The 19,241-nt window shown below is 71.4% G+C and carries 2 protein-coding genes (1 of these 2 running past the window's edge); both read right to left on the bottom strand.

Going from position 1 to position 19,241, the window contains the following annotated elements; all coding sequences use genetic code 11:
• A protein-coding gene (locus ACQPWU_RS29735; protein WP_433445029.1) for a non-ribosomal peptide synthase/polyketide synthase crosses the window boundary here: on the bottom strand, positions 1 to 5,090 show its 5' portion. The gene continues 13,891 nt to the left of window position 1, outside the view; the window shows 5,090 of its 18,981 coding nt (coding positions 1–5,090); it begins with the start codon at positions 5,088 to 5,090; the stop codon falls past the left edge of the window.
• Positions 5,087 to 19,087, bottom strand: coding sequence for a non-ribosomal peptide synthase/polyketide synthase (locus ACQPWU_RS29740; protein ID WP_433445030.1), 14,001 nt, complete (start codon positions 19,085 to 19,087; stop codon positions 5,087 to 5,089). The genes ACQPWU_RS29735 and ACQPWU_RS29740 overlap by 4 nt, the downstream gene beginning before the upstream one ends.
• Positions 19,088 to 19,241 lie beyond the last annotated feature (154 nt).

The raw sequence follows: 19,241 nt of genomic DNA on the forward strand, positions 1-19,241 counted from the left end.
GGTGCGTACGAGCTCGCCCACGCCGCGAAGACGCTCATCAGCGAGGAGTGGGGGACCAGCACGCCCTTGGGGCGGCCGGTGGAGCCGGAGGTGTAGATCACGGCGGCGACCTGGGCGGGCAGGCACTCGAGCCGCGGCGCGGTCGGCGGCCTGGCCTCGATGGCGGCGGCCGTCTCCGGGTCGTCGAGCAGGACCGTCAAGGAGCTTTCGGGCAGCTCCACGGACCGGACCGCCAGCACGACGCCGGCCCGGCCGTCCTCCAGCATGAACGCCACTCGCTCGGCCGGATAGTCGGGGTCGACGGGCAGGTACGCCGCCCCGGCCTTCCACGTCGCCAGGAGGGCCACGACGAGGTCCAGTCCGCGGGGCAGGCAGAGCGCGACGACCGTCTCCGGCCCGGCCCCGAGCTCGCGCAGATGGTGCGCCAGCCGGTTCGCCCGTGCGTCGAGCTGGGCGTAAGTCAACGACGCGTCCTCGGCCACCACGGCCACGTCGTGGGGTCGGCGGGCCGCCTGTGCGGCCACCAGCTCGTGCACACCACGCACCCTGGCCGCCACACCGGTGGCGGCCTCGATCGCCGCGGGCACGTCCAGGACGGTGTCGTTCCATGTGGTGACGACGCGCCGGAGCTCATCGGCGTCGAGCGGCGAGAGGTCCGACAGGTGGTCGTGCGGGCGCCGCGCCACCGTCTCGAGCAGCGCGACCAGGTGCTGGACCAGCCGTTCCACGGTCGAGCGGTCGAACAGTTCTGTGCTGTACTCGACCACGCCGCTCAACGGGGCGTCCTCGCCCTCGTCGGCCAGCACGAGGGCGAGGTCGTAGAGCGAGGTCTCGCGGGGTAGCCGCAGACCGGAGACGGTGAAGCCGTCGCCGAAGCCCGCTTCCCAGCCCGCTCCCCCGCCCTGCGCGTAGTCGAACATGACCTGGAACAGCGGGGTGCGCGACCGGTCCCGCTCCGGCTGCAGCACCTCGACGAGCCGCTCGAACGGCACGTCCTGGTGAGCGTAGGCGCCCAGTGCCTCGCTCCGGACCCGTCCGACGATCTCGCTGAACGTGGGGTCGCCCGACAGGTCGGTGCGCAGGACGAGGGTGTTGACGAAGAACCCGACGAGATCCTCGATCTCCTCGTGGTTGCGGCCGGCGATGGGCGTGCCGACCACGACGTCGTCCTGACCCGCGTACTTGCCCAACAGCACCGTGAAGGCCGACAGCAGGGTCATGAACATCGTGGCGCCAGCGTCCCCGCCGACGGCCCGTAACCTTTGGACGGTCGCCGCGGGAACCTCGAAGTCGAGCGTCGCCCCCGCCGAGGAGCGGGCCGCCGGGCGTGGCCGGTCTGTGGGCAGCTCCAGCGGCGGCGCTCCGGCCAGCCTTCCCTTCCAGTACGCGAGCTGCCCGTCCAGGACGTCCCCGCGCAGCCATTGGCGCTGCCAGATCGCGAAGTCGGCGTACTGTACCGGGGGCGGTGGCAGCGGGCAGGCGTCACCGCGGGTGAAGGCCTCGTACGCCACCACCAGCTCGTGGCGGAGCACGCCGGCGGACCACTCGTCGGAGACCACATGGTGCATACACAGGCTCAGCACATGGTCGTCCGGCCCCAACCGGATCAGCCGGGCGCGGAGCAGCGGACCGGTCGCGAGGTCGAACGGGGTCCGCGCGTCCGCCGCGATGATCGCCTCCGCGCGGGCCAGGGGGTCCGGCTCGTCACCGAGGTCCATCAGGGTCAGGCCGGCTCCGGAGGGAGGGTCGATCACCTGCATGCCGACGCCGTCGACGCTGAGCAGACGGGTGCGCAGCACCTCGTGCCGCTCCACCACGAGGTCGAGCGCCGCGCTCAGAGCGCCCGGGTCGAGCCGGCCGGCCAACTGCATGGCCATGGGCAGGTGGTACTCGGTGGACCCGGGTTCGAGCTGGTCGAGGAACCACAGTCGCTGTTGTGCGAACGACAGCGGCAGCGGCCCTTCGCGCCGCGTCGCGACGATCGGCGGGGCCAGCCTGCCCCGAGCCGACCCCTCCACCACCCGAGCCAACCCCGCCACCGTGCGATGCTCGAACAACGCCGCCAACGGCACCTCAACCTCGAACACCGCCCGCACCCGCGACATCACCTGCGTCGCCAGCAGCGAATGCCCACCCAACTCGAAGAAATCATCCTCCACACCGACCCGATCCAACCCGAGCACCTGCGCCCAGACCCCGGCCAGCATCTCCTCCACCGGCGAACGGAAACCGGAAGACTGCCCCGCCGACAACAACCCGGCGCCGTCAGGGGCCGGCAGCGCGGCCCGATCCAACTTGCCATTGACACTCAGCGGGAACGACGCCAACTCCACGAACAGCGCGGGGATCATGTAATCCGGCAACGTGACAGCCAGGAACGCGCGCAGCTCACCGGGGGTTGGCACACCGACAGCGACATCACTCGCCACGAGATAGCCGATCAGCCGCTGCCGATCATCAGCAACCACCACAGCAGAGCCGATCGCCGGGTGGGTGAGCAGGGCGGTTTCGATCTCTCCCGGCTCGATCCGGAACCCGCGGACCTTGACCTGATGGTCGATCCGGCCCAGATACTCCACCACCCCATCAGCCCGCCACCGAGCCCGATCCCCCGTGCGATACAACCGCGAGCCATCCCCCGCGAACGGATCAGCCACGAACCGCTCGGCCGTCAACTCCGGCCGGCCGCCATAGCCGCGCGCCAGACCAACCCCGGCCAGATACAACTCCCCCGCCACCCCCACCGGGACCGGCCGCAGATGACCATCCAGCACATGCAGCCGCATGTTCGCGATCGGCGCACCGATCGGCGGCCGCTCCTCACCCCCACACGTCCACCGCGACACGTCGATCGAGGCCTCGGTCGGCCCGTACAAGTTCTCCACCACCACGCCCGGGTTCACCGCAAGCAACCGCGCCACATCCCGGCCGTCCAGCGCCTCCCCACTACACACCACCAACCGCACATCCGGCAGCACCGGACACTCCCGCACAAACTCCCGCAACATCGACGGCACGAAATGCACCACACCAACCCGCTCCCGGGCCAACAACCCCGCCAGGTAACCGACATCCCCCGACCGGCCCGGCTCAGCCACCACCACCGTCGCCCCGACGGTCAGCGGCCACACCAACTCCCACAACGACACATCAAACGTCGCCGCCGTCTTATGCAACACCCGCTCACCCACGGCCAGCCGGTAGGCGTCCTGCATCCACGCCAGCCGATTCACCAAACCTGCATGAGCCGACAACACCCCCTTCGGCCACCCCGTCGACCCCGACGTATAAATCACATACGCCAACTGATCAGCATGTGTCTCCACCACCGGCGCCACACCCGACGCCCCAGCCACCGCCGGATCATCCAGCGACAACCCACCCTGCCCGATCACCAGGCAAGCGCCACTATCAGCCAGCAACCAGTCCAGCCGCTCCACCGGATAGCCGGGGTCTAGCGGTAGATAGGCGCCGCCCGCCTTCCATACGCCCAGCAGCGCCACCATGAAGTCCAGCCCCCGCGGCAGACACACCCCCACCACCGACTCCGGACCCACCCCCAACACACGCAAATGATTAGCCAGCCGATTGGCCCGCACCTCCAACTCGGCGTAGGTCAGCGACCCCTCACCAGCCACCACCGCCACCACATCCGGAGCCTCCGCCACCCACCGGGCGAACAACTCATGCACCCCACCCACACCAGGCACACCCACCCCGGTGTCGTTCCACTCCCCAAACCGCTCCTCCCCACCCAGCAGCGAAATCTCCGACAACCGCCGCCCCGGATCCTCAGCGATCGCACCCAGTAGTCCCGTCAGGTGGTCGGCCATCGCTTCCACGGCCACGGCGTCGAACCGGCCGCAGTCGTAGGTGATGCCGACGGTGAGCCGATGCCCGGGTGAGGCGATGGCGGTGAGGGGGTAGTTCGACTGTTCCCTCGACAGGTTGTCCGTCAGCCGCAGCCCGTCCTGGAGGACCCGGCCGTCGGGCACGTTCTCGAAGACGAAGAGGCTGTCGAACAGCGGCCGGCCCGCTGGCACCTCGCTCCACGATTGCACGTCGAGAAGCGGCGTGTGCTCGTGGCGTCGGGCGGCGACCTGGTCGGCCTGCAGGCGGGCCAGCCACTCGGTGAGGGGGAGATCGTCGTCGACGCGGACCCGGGCCGGGGTGGTGTTGATGAACAGGCCGATCATCGACTCCACGCCGTCGAGTTCCTCGGTGCGCCCGGAGGTGGTCACCCCGAACACGACGTCGTCCTCGCCGCTGTAGGCCGACAGGGTCAGTGCCCACGCACCCTGCACCACGGTGTTGATGGTGAGCCGGTGCCGGCGGGCGACCTCCGCCAAGGCGGCCGTGGTCTCCGGTGAGAGCCGTACGCGGTGGGTTCGGTAGCCCTGCTCTCCCGTGTTCCGTTCGATGCCCAGGGAGGTGGCGGTCGTGACGCCGCTCAGGCGGTCGCGCCAGTACGCCTCTTCCTGACTCCGGTCGCGTCGGCCGAGCCAGGCGACGTAGTCGCGGAACGGCCGGCGATGGGGCAGCTGGGGTGCGGTGCCCCCGTGGTAGGCGTGGTAGGCCTCGACCAGTTCGCCCAGCAGGATGGAGACGCTCCAGCCGTCCATGACGAGGTGGTGGTAGCCCAGCACCAGTTGGTGCCGATCCTCCGCCAACCGGATCAGCGTGACGCGCACGAGTGTGGGCCGGTCGAAATCAGCGCCCCTGGCCCGGTCGCGCTGGATGAGCTCTTCCACCGCCGTGGCCTGCTCTGCCTCGTCGAGGCCCCGCCAGTCCAGCACCTCCAGTGGCAGCGGCACCGATAGGGAGATGACCGACACTGGTGTCGGGACGCCCTCGGCTACCACGGTGCTCCTGAGCACGGGATGCCGGGCGAACATCAGCTCCCAGGCACGTACGAACGAGTCGAGGTCCAGGTGCCCTTCGACGAGCAGGGCGTTCTGCACCCAGTACATCCCGCTGTTCGGGGTGAGCCGGGTGTGGAAGAGCATGCCCTGCTGCAGGGCAGTGAGGGGGTAGATGTCCTCGATGCTGCGCGGCTGCTGTCCGGCGCCCGGCCGGGGCGTGGCGGTCATGATCGCCCCGGGAACTCTGCGGCGCCGCCGGCCGGGGTCTGGCCCTGTGGTGGGGAGAAGCCGAGCCGTTGCTGGATGAGGTCGAGCTGGGCCTGATCGAGATCGGCCAGCGGGAAATCCGACGGGGTGTAGCCGCCGGCTCCCGGGCTGCAGCAGTGGTCGATCACCTGCTCGAGCACCTCCTGGTAGCGCCGTGCGAGCCGTTCGATGGTGGTGGGCTCGTGTACCTGTTCGGAGTAGGTCCAGCCGAGCTCCAGCCGTCCATTCGCGACCCGGCAGTCGAGCTCGACGAGGTGGCCGCGCGGTCCGCGTGCCGCGCGGTCTGGGGCCAGAGAGCCGTTGGTTCGGCGGAACCTGCTCTGGCTGGTGGCGCCCATGTCGATCTGGCCCAGGTAGTTGAGGCTGATCTCCGGCGCGGGCATGGCGGCGAGCGTTCCTGCGACGTCACCGCCGGCCAGGTGGCGGAGCAGGCCGTGGCCGAATCCTCTGCGGGGCACTCGTTTGAGCTGCTCCTTGGTCTGCTTGAGCGCCGCGCCGGGGTCCTGGAGATAACCCCGCAGGGGGATGACCACCGGGTACAGCGTGGTGAACCAGCCGACCGTGCGGGAGACATCGAAGCCGGGTCCGACGTCCTCTCGGCCGTGGCCTTCGAGGTCGACCGACACGGTGGGCTCGCCGGTCCATTCGGCGACCACGAGGCCGAGGGCGGTCAGCAACACATCGTTGATCTGCGTGCGGTAGGCGCCGGGCACCTCGTGCAGGAGCCGGGAGGTCTGCCGCGTGGTCAGTTGCCTGTGCACCGTGCGGGCCGAGGAGAGATCGTTGTCCCCGTCGGCGTGGTCGCGGGGAAGGGGCGCACCGAGCCCGCCGGCCGCGAGCCAGTATCCGGCCTCGGCGGCGAGTTCCGGAGATTCGGCCAGCTCGCTCAGCCGCTCGGCCCAGCGCTGGAAGGAGGTGGTCTTGGCGGCGAGCCGGATGGGGGTTCCACGCGCTGCCTGTTCGTAGGCGGATTCGAGGTCCTCGGTGAGGATCCGCCAGGAGACGCCGTCCACGGCGAGGTGGTGGACGACCAGAAGCAGCGCCTGGCTCCGCTCGGTCTGCCGGTCATCGCCGGGCTCGGCCCGTTCGAAGAGCACGGCGCGGAGCAGCGGGCCGTGCTCGAGGCTCAGGCTCTGCTGCGCGGCGATGGCGGCGGCTGTCATCCGCTCTCGCTCCGCGGCCTCGTCCGGCTCCGTCAGCTCGACGATGGTGAGCACGTCGGCCGGTTCGGCCGTCTCGATGTGCTGCCGGGCCTGCGTCCCGTCGCCGGTGAGCCGCAGGCGCAGCGCGTCGTGGTGCTCCAGCAGTGCGGCCAGCGCCACCCGCAGCGGCGCGGCCTCGACGCGGGGTTCGATCTCCAGCAGGAGCGACTGGTTGTAGTGGTCGCGCTCGGGCAGCCGGCGCTCGACGAACGCCCGCTGGATCGGCGTGAGCCGGACCTCTCCGGTCACAATCCCCTGCTCAGCCTCCACGAAAGAGGTCTGCCGGGCGACCGAGGCGAGCTCGGCCACCGTCTGGTGCTCGAACAACTGGCCGGGGGTCACGTGGACGCCGCGCAGCCTCGCCCGCGCCACCACCTGGATGCTGATGATCGAGTCGCCGCCCAGCTCGAAGAAGTTGTCGGACGTGCCGACCCGCTCCAGCCCGAGCACCTCGGCCCACACCTCGCTCAACACCAGCTCGGCCTCGGTGCGCGGGGCGGCGTACGGTTGCGTGGGATCGGGCTGCGCCGTGTCCGGGGCGGGTAGTGCGGCTCGGTCCAGCTTGCCGTTGGGGCTGAGCGGGAACGACGCCAACTCCACGAACAGGGCGGGGATCATGTAGTCCGGCAGCGTGGCAGCCAGGAAGGTGCGCAGCTCGCCGGGGGTTGGCACACCGACGGCGACGTCGCTCGCCACGAGATAGGCCACCAGCCTGCGATGGCCGCCGTCCTCCCGTGCGACTACGACGGCGGAGGCGATCGCGGGGTGAGCCAGCAGGGCGGTTTCGATCTCGCCCGGCTCGATCCGGAACCCGCGGACCTTGACCTGATGGTCGATCCGGCCCAGATACTCCACCACCCCATCAGCCCGCCACCGAGCCCGATCCCCCGTGCGATACAACCGCGAGCCATCCCCCGCGAACGGATCAGCCACGAACCGCTCCGCGGTCAACTCCGGCCGGCCGCCATAGCCGCGCGCCAGACCAACCCCGGCCAGATACAACTCCCCCGCCACCCCCACCGGGACCGGCCGCAGATGACCATCCAGCACATGCAGCCGCATGTTCGCGATCGGCGCACCGATCGGCGGCCGCTCCTCACCCCCACACGTCCACCGCGACACGTCGATCGAGGCCTCGGTCGGCCCGTACAAGTTCTCCACCACCACGCCCGGGTTCACCGCACGCAACCGCGCCACATCCCGGCCGTCCAGCGCCTCCCCACTACACACCACCAACCGCACATCCGGCAGCACCGGACACTCCCGCACAAACTCCCGCAACATCGACGGCACGAAATGCACCACACCAACCCGCTCCCGGGCCAACAACCCCGCCAGGTAACCGACATCCCCCGACCGGCCCGGCTCAGCCACCACCACCGTCGCCCCGACCGTCAGCGGCCACACCAACTCCCACAACGACACATCAAACGTCGCCGCCGTCTTATGCAACACCCGCTCACCCACGGCCAGCCCGTAGGCGTCCTGCATCCACGCCAGCCGATTCACCAAACCTGCATGAGCCGACAACACCCCCTTCGGCCACCCCGTCGACCCCGACGTATAAATCACATACGCCAACTGATCAGCATGTGTCTCCACCACCGGCGCCACACCCGACGCCTGGACCACCGCCGGATCATCCAGCGACAAACCACCCTGCCCGATCACCAGACAAGCGCCACTATCAGCCAGCAACCAGTCCAGCCGCTCCACCGGATAGCCGGGGTCGAGAGGCAGGTACGCGCCGCCCGCCTTCCACACACCCAGCAACGCCACCAAGAAGTCCAGACCCCGCGGCAGACACACCCCCACCACCGACTCCGAACCCACCCCCAACACACGCAAATGATTAGCCAGCCGATTCGCCCGCACCTCCAACTCGGCGTAAGTCAGCGACCCCCCACCAGCCACCACCGCCACCACATCCGGAGCCTCCGCCACCCACCGAGCGAACAACTCATGCACCCCACCCACACCAGGCACACCCACCCCGGTGTCGTTCCACTCCCCAAACCGCTCCTCCCCACCCAGCAGCGAAATCTCCGACAACGACACACCCGGGTCAGCCGCCACCACACCCAGCAGCCGCACCAGATGACCCGCGAAGCGCTCCACCGTCGACCGGTCGAACAGCGCGGTGCTGTACTCGAGCGTCCCAGTGATGCCATCGGCACCGGCGCTGGTGAAGAGGGTGAGGTCGAACTTGGAGGTCGTGTGCGGCGAGCGCAGGACCTCACCGGTGAGACCGGAGTCGCCCCCGGGGCGGTCGGCGACGCCGAGGTGGTTGAAGAACACCTGGAACAACGGCGTGCGGCTGCGGTCGCGCTCCGGCTGCAGGGCGTCGACCAGCTGCTCGAACGGCACGTCCTGATGGGCGTACCCGTTGAGCGCCTCCTGACGGACACGGGCGACGATGTCGGCGAAGGTCGGGTCGCCGGACAGGTCGGTACGCATCACCAGGGTGTTGACGAAGAAGCCGATCAGGTCCTCGGTCTCGGCCCGGTTGCGGTTGGCGATCGGCGTGCCCACCACCACGTCGTCCTGACCCGCGTACTTGCCCAAGAGCACGCTGAAGGCGGCCAGCAGCGTCATGAACATCGTCGCCCCCGCGTCCCGGCTCATGGCTTGCAGAGCGGCGGCGGCCTCCCTCGGGATCTCGAAGTCGACGAGGGCGCCGGCCGTGGACCGCACGGCTGGACGAGGCCGGTCGGTGGGCAGGTCCAGCACGGGAGCACCGGCCAGCCGCTCACGCCAGTAGCCGAGCTGACCCTCCAGCACCTCCCCCTGCAACCACGCACGCTGCCAGACCGCGAAATCGGCATACTGCACCGGCAACGGCGCCAACGGCGACGGCTCCCCCTGCGTGAACGACTCGTACAGCGCCGACAGCTCCCGGCGCAGCACCCCGCCGGACCACTCATCCGAGACGACGTGGTGGAGCACCAGGCTGAGGACATGGTCGTCGGAGGCCAGCCGGACCAGCCGGCCGCGCACGACGGGCCCCGCTGCCAGGTCGAACGGCGTCGCCGCGTCGACGGCGACCAGGGCCTTGGCCCGGTCGAGTGCGTCGGGTTCGCCGGTGAGGTCGGTGACGACCAGGCCGAAGCCGCCCGGCGGGTCGGCGCTCTGGTACGCGACGCCCTCGCGGCCGACCAGGCGGGTGCGCAACACTTCGTGCCGCTCCACGATGGCGTCGAGGGCGGCTTCGAGCGCGAGGGCGTCAAGGGGTCCACGCAGGCGGAGGGCGAGCGGCACGTTGTACTCCACCGAGCCGGGCTCCAGCTGGTCCAGGAACCACAGCCGCTGCTGCGCGAACGACAGCGGGAGCGGCTTGTCGCGGCCGACGGGCACGATGGGCGGCGCCAGGTGTCCGGGAGCCGCGACGTCGATCACCTCGGCCAGCCCGGCGACCGTCGGGTGGTCGAAGAGGGTGGCGAGCGCGATCTCCACCCCGAAGGCGGCGCGTACGCGTGAGGTGACCTGCGTGGCGATCAGCGAGTGGCCGCCCAGGTCGAAGAAGCTGTCGGTGACACCCACGCGTTCCAGGCCGAGCACCTCGGCCCACACTCCGGCAAGGATCTCCTCGGTGGCCGAGCGGGGGGCGACGAACTCCTCGCCCAGGTCGGGGCGGCTGTTGTCCGGTGCGGGGAGCACGGCACGGTCGATCTTCCCGTTGGCGTTCAGCGGGAAGGTGGTGAGCTCGACGAACGCCGAGGGCACCAGGTAGTCGGGCAGCGTCATGCGCAGGAAGGTGCGCAGCTCTCCGGTGGAGGGAGCGCCTTCGGTCAGGTCTGCCGGCACCACGTAACCGACCAGGCGGCGGTCGGCGCCGTCCTCGCGGGCCACGACGAGAGCCGCCGCGAGTCGCGGGTGCGCGAGCAGGGCGGCCTCGATCTCGCCAGGTTCGATGCGGAAGCCCCGTACTTTGACCTGCTCGTCCACCCTGCCGAGGAACTCGATCGCACCTTCGGGCAGCCATCGCACCCGGTCGCCGGTGCGGTACAGGCGGGAGCCGTCGCCGGCGAACGGGTCGGCTACGAACCGCTCGGCCGTCAGCTCCGGGCGGCCGGAGTAGCCACGCGCCACGCCCACGCCGCCCAGGAACAGCTCGCCCGCCACTCCCACGGGGAGCGGGCGCAGGTGCCGGTCGAGGACCAGGGCGCGCATGTTCGCCAGCGGGCCGCCGATCGGCACCGGCCCGGTGCCCGCCCGCTCCACCAGGTGCCAGGTCGCGTACGTCGTCGTCTCGGTCGGCCCGTACACGTGCAGGAGGCGTTCGGGCCGGCCGTGTTCGAGCACCCGCCGGACACTCGACGGGTCGACCGCCTCGCCGCCGAACAGCAGGTTCCGCAGGCCGCCGAACGCCTCGGGGGTCTCGCTCGCCAGGCGGTTGAACAGCGCGGTGGTGAGGAACATGGTGGTGACGCCGGCCTGCCTGATCTGCTCGGACAGCCGCGCGGGCGACAGCAGCACGTCTTTGTCGATCCCGGCCAGGGCCGCGCCTGACGTCAGGGCCCCCCACACCTCGAACGTGGCCGCGTCGAACGTCGTGGTCGACGCCTGCGCCACCACGTCGTCGGCGCGCAGCGTCACGTAGTCGCCGGCCGTGACCAGCGACACGATGTCGCGGTGGGTCACGGCGATGCCCTTGGGCCGGCCCGTCGACCCGGAGGTGTAGATCACGTACGCGAGCCCGCCGGGGTGGACGGCCGCCTCGGGGGCCTGGGCGGGCGCCGCCGCCACGGCAGCGACCGTGGCGGCGTCGTCCAGTGCCACCAGCCGGACCCGCCCCACCAGCAGCTCGTCGAGGTCATCGCTCATGCCGACCAGCACCGACGCGCGGCTGTCGGCGATCATCATGGCGATGCGGTCGGCCGGGTGGGTGGTGTCGAGGGGGAGGTACGCGCCGCCGGCCTTGAGCACGGCGAGCATCATGACGATCAGGTCGAGGTCGCGCGGCAGATACAGCCCCACGACCGTCTCCGGTCCCACTCCCACACTGCGCAGATGGTGGGCCAGCCGGTTGGCCTGGGCGTCCAGCTCGGCGTAGGTCAGCGACCGCTCGCCGTACGTCACCGCGGTGGCCGTCGGCCGTTCGGCGGCCCTGGCCGCGACCAGCTCGTGCACGCCGCCCACCTCGGGCAGGGGCGTGGCGGTCCGGTTCCACTCGATCTCGACCAGGCGGCGTTCGTCGTCGTTGGCCAGGGGCAGTTCCGAAAGGCGGCGATGCGGATGGGCCGCCACCATGTCCAGCACGTCGACGAGGTGGCGTGCAAGGCGTTCCATCGTGGCGTGATCGAACAGCTCGGTGCTGTACAGGAGGGTGCCGGTGATCGCGTCGTCCTGTTCGCCCAGCGCGACGGTCAGGTCGAACCTCGCCTCGACCGCGCCCACGGGGAACGGCTCGCCGGTGAGGCCGGTGAAGGTCAGGCGGTCGTCGTCACGCACCCGCTCGACGCCGAACAGGACCTGGAACAGGGGCGAGCGGCTGAGGTCCCGTTCCAGGTGGAGGGCCTCCACGAGCTGCTCGAACGGCATGTCCTGGTGAGCGTAGGCGCCCAGCGCCTCCTGCCGGACCCGCGACACGACCTCGGCGAACGTGGGATCGCCCGACAGGTCGGTACGCAGCACCAGCGTGTTGACGAAGAAGCCGATCAGTCCCTCGGTCTCGGCCCTCGTCCGGTTGGCGATCGGGGTGCCCACCACCACGTCGTCCTGGTCGGCGTACCGGCCCAGCAGGACGGTGAGCGCCGACAGCAGCGTCATGAACATCGTCGCCCCGCTCTGGCGGCTGAGCTCGCGCAGGGCGGTGACGGTGGCCTCGCCGACGGACAGGTCGACCAGGGCGCCGGCGCTGGACCGTACGGGCGGGCGGGGGCGGTCCGTGGGCAGCTCCAGCGGCGGTGCCCCGGCCAGCCGTTCGCGCCAGTAGCCGAGCTGGCCGTCGAGGAAGTCGCCGCGCAACCGCTCGCGCTGCCAGACGGCGAAGTCGGCGTACTGCACCGGCAGCGGCGGCAGCGGTGAAGGCTCGCCCCGGCTGAAGGCGTCGTACAGCACCGACAGCTCGTCCCGGGTCACCAGAGCCGACCACTCGTCCGACACCACGTGGTGCATGCACAGGCTGAGCACGTGGTCGTCGGCGCCGAGGCGGAACAGCCGGCCGCGGAACAGCGGTCCGGCGGCCAGGTCGAAGGGGGTCAGCGCGTCGGCGGTGACCAGCTCCTCGACCGCGGCCTCCGCGCCGGGGCCGGCGGTGAGGTCGGTGAAGCCGAGCCCGAATCCGGTGGGCGGGTCGACGATCTGGTGAGGGATGCCGTCGACGGCGACGAACCGGGTACGCAGCACTTCGTGCCGCTCGACGATCGCGTCGAGCGCGGCGCTCAGCGCCGCCACGTCCAGGGGGCCGCGCAGGCGCAGCGCCAGGGGGTTGTTGTACTCGGTCGAGCCGGGTTCGAGCTGGTCGAGGAACCACAACCGCTGCTGCGCGAACGACAGCGGCAGCGGCCGATCGCGTTCCACCGGCACGACCGGCGGCGCGAGCTGCGCCGGGGCGATCTCGTCGACGACCGCGCCCAGATCCCCGACGGTGGGGTGGTCGAACAGCGTCGCCAGAGGCACCTCGACGTCGAGTGCGGCGCGGATCCGGGAGACCACCTGGGTGGCCAGCAGCGAGTGGCCGCCCAGCTCGAAGAAGTTGTCCGCGGTCCCGACCTGTTCCAGGCCGAGGACCTCGCACCAGATGGCGGCCAGGGCCTGCTCGGTCGGAGTGCGGGGAGCGGCGAACGCCGAGGCCAGCTCGGGGCGGGTGCCTTCTGGGGCGGTCAGGGCGGCGCGATCGAGCTTGCCGTTGGAGGTCAGCGGCAGGGCCGCGAGCTCGACGAAGGCGGCCGGGACGAGGTGCTCGGGCAGGGACCTGAGGAGGAAGGCGCGCAGGTCGCCGGCTGGGGGGAGGCCCTCTTCGAGGTCGTCGGGTACCAGGTAGGCGACCAGTCGGCGCTCCCCCGCTGTCCCGCCGTCTTCGCGCGCGAGGACGGCCGCGGCGGCGACGGCCGGGTGGAAGCGCAGCGCGGACTCGATCTCGCCCGGCTCGACGCGGAACCCGCGGATCTTCACCTGGTGATCGACGCGGCCGAGGAACTCCAGGCGGCCGTCGGCGCGCCACCGGACCCGGTCTCCGGTGCGGTACAGGCGGGAGCCGTCGTCGCTGAACGGGTCGGCCACGAACCGCTCGGCCGTCAGCGCCGGGCGTCCGCCGTACCCGCGCGCGACCCCGAGGCCGCCGACGAACAGTTCGCCCGGCACGCCCACGGGCACTGGGGCCAGGTGCCGGTCCAGCACGTACAGCCGGGCGTTGGGCAGGGGGCCGCCGATCGGCGCGCTCTCCACCCCGGCCAGCTGCTCGGCGTCCAGCACAGTGGTGGCCACGCCGATCGTGGTCTCGGTCGGGCCGTAGTGGTTGGTGACGGTCCGCTCGCCCGCGGCCTCGAGGAGTTCGCGCGCCCACCGCGACGGTGAGGCCTCGCCGCCCAGCACCAGACCCCTGGCGGGCAGCAGCCCCGCGGGCCCGTCGGCGGCGGTCAGCGCCATGAGCTGGGAGGGGACGACCTTCAGGTAGTCGATGGCGTGCTCGCTCAGGTACGCGCGCAGGAGCGCAGGGTCGCGCACCACGTCAGGTTCGGGGACGAACAACGTGCCGCCGGACACCAGGCAGCCGAACACCACGGTGTTGCCGAAGTCGGTGGACAGCGGTTGCAGCAGTGCGTACCGCCGGCGGGGCGTGTCCCACCCGAAGCGGTCCGACACGCCCCACAGGTAGGCGGCCAGCCCGCCGTGCGTCACCTGGACGCCCTTGGGCTGCCCGGTGGACCCCGAGGTGTACATGATGTACGCGGCCTGCGCGGGGAGCGTCGGCACCGTGGGGTCGGTGTCCGGCTGCCCGGCGATGGCGGCGGCGGTCACAGGGTTGTCCAGGACTACGACGAGGGCCCGCCGCACGGCCAGGACGTCCAGGGAGTCGGCGGTGCCGACCAGCACCGACGCGCGGCTGTCGGCCAGCATGTACGACAACCGCTCCGCCGGATGGCCGGGGTCCAGCGGGAGGTAGGCGCCGCCGGCCTTCCACACCCCGAGCAGCGCGACGATCAGGTCGAGGCCACGCGGCAGACATAGGCCGACCACGACCTCCGGACCGACGCCCGAGGCCTTGAGGTAATGGGCGAATCGGTTGGCCCGTGCCTCCAGCTCCGCGTAGGTCAGCGTGCCCTCGGCGGTGACCACCGCGGCGGTATCGGCCTGGGCGGCCGCGCGGGAGGCGATCCACTCGTGCGCCACGCCGGCGGGCACGGGCACCGCGGTGTCGTTCCAATCGCGCAGGAGCCGGTCCCGTTCGGCGGGCGCCAGCAGGGGCAGTTCCGACAGCCGGACGTCCGGGTCGCGGGAGACGGCTGCCAGCAACACCCGCAGGTGACCGGCCATACGCTCCACGGTCGGCCGGTCGAACAGGTCGGTGCTGAACTCGATCGCGCCCTGCAGCGCGTCGCCGTCCTCGCCGATGATCATCCGCAGGTCGAACTTGGCGGTCGTCACACCGGGCAGCTCGGCCGCCGACACTCCGAGCTCGGCCCGCGCGGCGCCGGCCTCGCCGTCCCTGTTGTAGTTGAACAGCACTTGGAACACCGGCGTGCGCGATCGGTCGCGGTCGGTCTCCAGGGCGTCGACGAGCTGCTCGAACGGCAGGTCCTGGTGGGCGTACGCGGCCAGCGCCTCGCCGCGGACCCGGCCGATCAGCTCGGTGAAGGTGGGGTCGCCGGACAGGTCGGTGCGCAGTGCGAGGGTGTTGACGAAGAACCCGATCAGATCCTCGATCTCCTCGCGGTTGCGGTTGGCGATCGGGGTGCCGACCACGATGTCGTCCTGGTCGCAGTAGCGGGACAGCAGGGCGACGTACGCGCTGAACATCGTCATGAACATGGTGGCGCCGGCGTCACGGGTGACCGCGCGCAGCCGTGCCACCGTGGAGGCGTCGACGCCGAACTCGACGACCGCGCCGGCCGAGGAGCGTACGGGCGGGCGGGGCCGGTCGGCCGGCAGGTTCAGGACCGGGGCACCGGCCAGGCGGTCGCGCCAGTAGCCGAGCTGGCCCTCCAGCACCTCGCCCTGAAGCCAGGCGCGCTGCCAGACGGCGAAGTCGGCGTACTGCACCGGCAGCGGCGGCAGCGGCGACGGCTCGCCCCGGCTGAAGGCGCCGTACAGCAACGAGAGCTCCCGGCGCAGCAGGCCCACGGACCACTCGTCGGACACCACGTGGTGCATGACGAGGCTGAGCACGTGGTCCTCCGGGCCGAGCCGGATCAGCCGTCCGCGTACCAGCGGTCCGGCCGCCAGGTCGAACGGCGCGATCACGTCGGCCCTGTGCAGTTCCTCGGCGCGCGCGGCCGCGTCGGGTTCGGCGCTGAGGTCCAGTAGGTCTAGGGCGAACCCGGACGGTGGGTCGACGACCTGGTGCGGGACGCCGTCCACTGCGACCAGGCGGGTGCGCAGCACCTCGTGCCGCTCGACGATCGTGTCCAGGGCCGCGCCCAGCGCCGCCGTGTCCAGCGCGCCACGCAGCCGCAGTGCGAGCGGCTCGTTGTACTCGAGCGACAGCGGCGCGAGCTGGTTGAGGAACCAGAGCCGCTGCTGCGCGAACGACAGCGGCACCAGCCCTTCGCGGGCCGCCGCCACGATGGGCGGGGCCAGGACGCCTGGCGCCGCGCCGTCGACGATCGTCGCCAGGGCCTCGATGGTGGGGTGGTCGAACAGTGCGGCCAGGTCCAGCTCGATCCCGAAGGTCCCGCGTATGCGGGAGACGACCTGGGTGGCCAGCAGCGAGTGTCCGCCCAGCTCGAAGAAGTCGTCGCCGACGCCGACGCTCTCCAGGCGGAGGATCTCCGACCACAGGCCGGTCAGCACCTCCTCGGTGTGGGTGCGCGGTGTCTGGAACCGGGCCGACAGCACCGGCCGTACGGCCTCCGGCTCGGGCAAGGCGGCGCGGTCGACCTTGCCGTTCGGGCTGAGCGGCAGAGCCGGCAGCTCAACGAACACCGAAGGGATGAGATAGACGGGCAGACTTCGCCTCAGGAAGGTCCGCAGGTCGCTGGTGGACAGCGCCTCCCCAGTGCCGCCTCCCGCCACGACGTAGGCCACGAGCCGCCGATCACCGGCCGAGCCGAGGGCGACCACGACCGCATCGGTGATCTGCGGGAAGGCCAGCAGGGCGGCCTCGATCTCGCCCGGCTCGATCCGCACTCCCCTGACCTTGACCTGGTCGTCGGCGCGGCCCAGGTACTCGATCTGGCCGTCGGGGCGCCACCTGACCCGGTCGCCGGTGCGGTAGAAGCGCGAACCGTCCGCGGCGAAGGGGTCGGCGACGAAGCGCTCGGCAGTTAGGGCGGGCCGGCCGGCGTAGCCGCGCCCCACGCCGATGCCGCCGATGAACAGCTCTCCGGGCACGCCCACCGGGACCGGGCGCAGGAACCTGTCCAGGACGTGGAGGGTCACGTTGCCGATCGGACTGCCGATGGGCGGCGAGGCGGTGCCGGTGCCCGGCCGGTCGCACTGGGCGGACGACGCCTCGATCGAGGCCTCCGTCGGGCCGTACAGGTTGCCGACCACGGTGGTGGCGTTCCTGGCGTAGAAGCGGGCGACGTCCTCGGCGGCGAGCGCCTCGCCGCTGCAGAACAGCAGCCGCAGGTGGGTCAGCGGGCCGAGCGCCGGATGCGAGACGAACAGCCTGAACAGCGAGGGCACGAAGTGCACGACGCTGATGCGTTCGGACTCCAGCAGCGCGATGAGGTAGTCGAGGTCGCGGTGCCGTCCGGGCTCCGCCACAACCAGCTGCGCGCCGACCGACAGCGGCCAGAACAGCTCCCACACCGAGGCGTCGAAGGTCAGCGGCGTCTTGTGCAGCACCTTCTCGTCCGGTGTGAGCCCATAGGTCTCCTGCATCCGTACCAGCCGGTTGACCACACCGCGGTGGCCGACCGCGACGCCCTTGGGCAGACCTGTGGAGCCGGACGTGTAGATGACGTAGGCGAGCTGGTCGGGGTGGGTCACGCCCTCGGGAGCGTGCGCGGGCGCGGCGGCGATCGCCGCCGCCGTCTCCGGGTCGTCCAGGTAGACCGTGGCGGCGACGCTGTCGGCGTAGGTCCCGGCCAGGGCGCGGGAGCCGATGACGACGGAGGCGCCGCTGTCGGAGAGCATGTACGCCAGCCGGTCGGCCGGGTAGTCGGGGTCCAGCGGCAGGTAGGCGCCGCCGGCCTTCCAGATCGCGAGCAGCGCCACCACCATGTCGACGCCACGCTCCAGCGACAGGCCGACCACGACCTCGGGCCCGACGCCGGACGCCTTGAGGTGGTGTGCCAGGCGATTGGCCTCGGCCTCCAACTCGGCGTAGGTCAGCGACCGGCCGGCGCAGGAGACGGCGATGGCATCGGGCGAACGTGGCACCTGGGCGGCGCACAGCTCGTGCACCCCGTTCACCGGCGCGATCGGGGCGGTGGTGTCGTTCCACTCGACAAGGACGCGGTGGCGCTCGCCGGAGCTCATGAGCGGCAGTTCGGACAGGTGCCGTCGCGCGTCGGCGGCCACTGCCGTGAGCAGGCTCTCCAGATGACCGCCCAGTCGCTCGACCGTGGCCTCGTCGAACAGGTCGTCGCGGTAGCGCAGGTCGCCGGCCAGGCCCTCGTGCCGCTCGCGCAGGACGAGGGCGACGTCGGGCTCGGCCGCGGCGGTGCCGTCCGAGACGACGGTGGCCCGCAGGTCGCCGTTCCACCAGGCGCAACTGGGCACGACATCGAATCGGGCCTGGAAGAGGGAGTGCCGGCTGCGGTCGGCGGTTCGGCGCAGGAGCCGTACCAGGTGGTCGAACGGGAGGCCGTGGTGCGCACAGGCTTCGTCCAGCCCGGACCTCACCCGCTCGACGACCTCGGTGAACAGGGGGTCGCCGGTCAGATCCACGCGCAGCGGCATGGGGTCGGGCAGCCCACCGGCCGGTCCGGCGAGTGGCGTGCCGATGACGATGTCGTCCTGGTCGGCGTGGCCGCCCAGCAGCGTCGCGAAGGCCGCGAGCACGACGACGGGCGTTCCGACCCCCAAGTCGGCGGCCAGCGCGTCGAGCTGCGCCGCGGCCTGCGGCCCGACCTCGAACGTCACCCGCGCGCCGCGTCCGGACGGCGCGGGGGGCCGTGGGCGGTCGGTGGTCAGTTCCAGGGCGGGCGCGCCCGCCAGCCGGTCGCGCCAGTAGCCGGCGGTCCGCTCCGCGTCCACGACCTCGGGCTCGGCGCACCTGGACCCGTGGGCATGGGCAGGGCCGGGGTCGGGGTCGGGCGTCGGGGCGCCGACGCGAGTGGCCTCGTACAGGGCGGCGAGCTCCCGGCACAGCACCCCGGCCAAGTGCTCGTCGGCGTCCAGGCGGGGCATGACCAGGCTGAGCACGTGCTCTTCGGCTTCCAGCCTGACCAGCCAGGCCCGCAACGGCGGCCCTGCCGCGAGGTCGATGGGTGACAGCGCCTCCTCCGCCAGGATGGTTCTGATCACGGACTCCGGCGCCTGAGCGCGCGGCTCGTGGCTCAGGTCCAGGAACGGCAGGGCGTACGCACTGTGCACCGCGCCGAAGCCGGTGCGTAGGATCTCGTGGCGCTCGATCACCCCGGCGAGCGCGGCCTGGATCGCTGGGACGTCAAGCGGGCCGCTGAGCCTCAGGGCCACCTGCACAGCCTGGCCTTCGTGCCCGTTTTGTGAAGTAGTCCGGCTGGCGTTGGCTGCTTCTGTCCGTTCTGGTCCCAAGACGTCTCCAGGTGAGGGATTCCTGAAACGAGCTCTCCGGCGGGCATGCCGTCGGCGTACGCGAGGGGTGGGTCAGGCTGGT

Origin of the sequence: Nonomuraea sp. CA-141351, from assembly GCF_050944675.1 — a bacterium.
Taxonomy (GTDB): Bacteria; Actinomycetota; Actinomycetes; order Streptosporangiales; family Streptosporangiaceae; genus Nonomuraea.